General features: G+C 68.7%; 4 protein-coding genes. 1 reads left to right on the top strand and 3 read right to left on the bottom strand.

From position 1 onward, the window contains the following. Positions 1-89: 89 nt before the first annotated feature. The 3 genes from upp to ACK5F2_RS14550 are packed head-to-tail and all read right to left on the bottom strand — an operon-like array spanning position 90 to position 2230. Positions 90-722: a uracil phosphoribosyltransferase gene (gene upp, locus ACK5F2_RS14560; protein ID WP_409865795.1), complete on the bottom strand. Its 633-nt coding sequence runs from the start codon at positions 720-722 to the stop codon at positions 90-92. 39 nt (positions 723-761) lie between these two features. Continuing rightward, the gene (gene rlmB / locus ACK5F2_RS14555) at positions 762-1508 is read right to left on the bottom strand and encodes a 23S rRNA (guanosine(2251)-2'-O)-methyltransferase RlmB (protein ID WP_409865793.1); all 747 of its coding nucleotides are present in this window, start codon (positions 1506-1508) and stop codon (positions 762-764) included. Further along, positions 1505-2230, bottom strand: coding sequence for a DUF1624 domain-containing protein (locus ACK5F2_RS14550; protein ID WP_409865791.1), 726 nt, complete (start codon positions 2228-2230; stop codon positions 1505-1507). The genes rlmB and ACK5F2_RS14550 overlap by 4 nt, the downstream gene beginning before the upstream one ends. A 28-nt stretch (positions 2231-2258) precedes the next feature. On the opposite strand from ACK5F2_RS14550, the gene ACK5F2_RS14545 reads away from it, so the two are divergent. After that, on the top strand, positions 2259-3212 hold a 954-nt coding region (locus ACK5F2_RS14545; RefSeq protein WP_409865788.1), incomplete at its 3' end, for a S1C family serine protease.

The raw sequence follows: 3212 nt of genomic DNA, 5'->3' as shown, positions 1-3212 counted from the left end.
GTGCTGGGCGGGGGTGTGCTGGGGGCGCTAGGGGTGGTTTGAAGCGCCCCGAACTTCGAAAGAGGGCTGAGACAGCCCACTGGGCTGTCTCAGCCCTCTTTCGTTCCGAAGATCTTGTCGCCGGCGTCGCCCAGGCCGGGGATGCTGTAGCCGGTCTCGTTGAGATGGCTGTCGATCGCCGCGGTCCAGCAACGCACGTCCGGGTGCGCCTTGCCCAGGGCCGCCACGCCTTCGGGCGCGGCCACCAGCACCAGCGCACGGATGTCCTTGCAACCACGGGCCTTGAGCAGATCCACGGTCGCGATCATGGAACCGGCCGTGGCCAGCATGGGATCGATGATCAGGGCCGTGCGCTCGCCCAGATGCCCGACGAACTTGTCAAAATAGTTCACCGGCTGCAGGGTCTCGTGATCTCGGGCCAGGCCCACCACGCTGACCTTGGCATTGGGCATCATGTCCAGCACACCATCCAGCATGCCCAGACCAGCCCGCAGGATAGGAACCACCGTGACCTTGCGGCCGGCAATCTGCTCTACCTCCACCGGGCCACACCAGCCGTCAATCGTGGTCTTCTCCAGCGGGAAGTCGGCCGTGGCCTCATAGGCCAGCAGGCGCGCCACCTCGCCGGTGAGCTCGCGGAACTTCTTGGTGGACATATCGGCCTCGCGCATCAGACCGATCTTGTGCTTCACCAGGGGATGTTTGACTTCGATGACGGCCATGCTGGACTCGGCTTGTAGTGTCGTTGTGTGGGGGCCGGATTATCCGCGCTGGCGCAGGGCCTCGTAGAGGCAGACGGCGGCAGCCACCGAGACATTGAGGCTCTCCACCGCGCCCTTCATGGGAATGCGCACCAGCTCATCGCAGGTCTTGGCCGTGAGCTGGCGCATGCCCGAGCCCTCGGCGCCCAGCACCAGGGCCACGGGGCCCTTGAGGTCCAGGTCGTAGATGGACTTCTCGGCCTGATCCGAGGTGCCCACCACCCAGACATTGCGCTCCTTGAGCTCATTGAGGCTGCGCGCCAGATTGGTAACCATCAGATAGGGCACGGTCTCGGCCGCGCCGCTGGCCACCTTGGCCACGGTGGCGTTCAGCCCCACGGCGTGGTCCTTGGGCGCCACCACGGCATGCGCGCCGGACCCGTCGGCCACGCGCAGGCAGGCACCCAGATTGTGGGGATCGGTCACACCGTCCAGCACCAGGATCAGGGGCGTGTCCTCGGCGGACTCCACATCCTCCAGCACCTCGTCCAGGGTGCGGGCCTGGCTCACGGCCGAGACCCGGGCCACCACGCCCTGGTGGCGGTGGGTGCCACACAGGGCCTTGAGGCGATCGTCATCGCTGTCCAGCAGCTTGGCGCCGGCTTCCTTGGCCCGCTCGACGAACTGCCGCATGCGCTGGTCGCGGCGGCTGGTGTCGATATGGATCTCGCTGATGGAGTCGGGCGCGGTCTTCAGCCGCACGGTGACGGCATGGAAACCGAAAAGTACTTTGTTGGCGCTGCTCATGCCCCTATTGTCGCCTGCCGGAACAGCCACAGGCCGCCGATCAGCAGGGGTTGGTGCAGCATGTAGAAGCTCAGCGACCAGCGCCCCAGCACGGCCAACGGGCTCAGACCTGGCACGATGCCCCCCGCCAGCCAGGCCGGGCGCCAGCGCGCCAGGGCATAGCCCCAGAGCATCACGCCCAGCCAGGGCAGGACCGGCACATAGTCCTCGGTCACCGGGCGGCGCGTCACCAGGCCCACCCAGTTGCTCCAGCGTGCGTCAAAAAACGGGTGCGCCGCGAACTGGGGCAGCAGCACCAGCAGCAGGCCCAGGGGCCAGAGCGCGGCCAGGGGCAGGCGCGGGCCCAGGGCGCGCAGCAGGATCAGCATCAGGGCCATGCCGTGCAGCACGCCAAAGCTGATGTAGCTGCGCGGAAATGCCAGCCAGGAGCCCAGGCTCACCAGCACCGCACAGCCCGCCACCTGGGCCCAGCGCCGCCAGAAGCGCGCCCAGGGCTGGCCGGCCGCCAGCGCGCAGGCCTGGCCGGCGCCGGCGCAGAGCAGGAAGAGGCTAACGATGGCGGTGCGCTGCTGCAGCCAGAAGGGGTCGCGGTAGAAGTCCCAGCCGGCATAGCGGAACCAGGCCAGGTCGAAGCAGAAATGGAAGACCGCCATCCAGAGCACGGCGAAGCCGCGCAGCGCGTCCAGGCGTTCATGGCGGGAGCCAGGGTCAGGTCTTATCATCGGGCCGCAGTCTAAGGCTACGCCCATCATGCGCCGTCTTCCCATCCTCTCGATCCTTTTCGGCCTGGCCCTCGCGCTGGGCAGCGCCGTCCAGGCCCAGCAGCCCCGCCCGGTCACGCCGCGCGGCCCGCTGGAGGCCGCCGAGCTCAACCACATCCGCGTGTTCAAGCGGGCCTCACCCTCGGTGGTGCACATCACCACCCTGGCCTACCAGCGCGACTTCTTCTCGCTCAATGTCTCCGAGGTGCCGCGCGGCACCGGCAGCGGCTTCATCTGGGACGAGGCCGGCCATATCGTCACCAACTTCCATGTGATCCAGGGCGCCAATGCCGCCAAGGTCACCCTGGCCGACCAGAGCAGCTACGACGCCGAGCTGGTGGGCGCCTTCGAGGACCGCGATCTGGCCGTGCTGCGCATCAAGGCGCCGCGCGACAAGCTGCTGCCCATTCCCCTGGGCGCCAGCCGCGATCTGCAGGTGGGCCAGCAGGTCTATGCCATCGGCAACCCCTTTGGCCTGGACCAGACCCTGACCACGGGCATCGTCTCAGCCCTGAACCGCGAGATCGAGTCCATGAACCGCCGCAGCATCCGCGGCGCCATCCAGACCGATGCGGCCATCAACCCCGGCAACTCCGGCGGCCCCTTGCTGGACTCGGCCGGCCGCCTGATCGGCGTCAACACCTCCATCTACAGCCCCAGCGGCGCCAGCGCCGGCATCGGCTTTGCCATCCCCGTGGACGAGGTCAACCGCGTGGTGCCGCGCCTGATCAAGGACGGCCGCTTCATCCGCCCCGCCCTGGGCGTGACCGCCGGCAGCGCCCAGCTGGCCCAGGCCCTGCGTCTGCCCAAGGGCGTGGCCCTGGTGGGCGTGAGCGAGGGCGGGCCGGCCGACCGCGCCGGGCTCAAGCCCTTCCGGCGCGACCGCAGCGGCCGCATCCTGGCCGGCGATGTGATCACCGCGGTGGACGGCCAGACCGTGGCC

It is taken from the genome of Roseateles sp. (assembly GCF_046300915.1).
Lineage (GTDB): Bacteria > Pseudomonadota > Gammaproteobacteria > Burkholderiales > Burkholderiaceae_C > Kinneretia.
The sequence above is the reverse complement of the archived record's forward strand: the minus strand, read 5'-3'. Positions and strand labels throughout refer to the sequence as shown.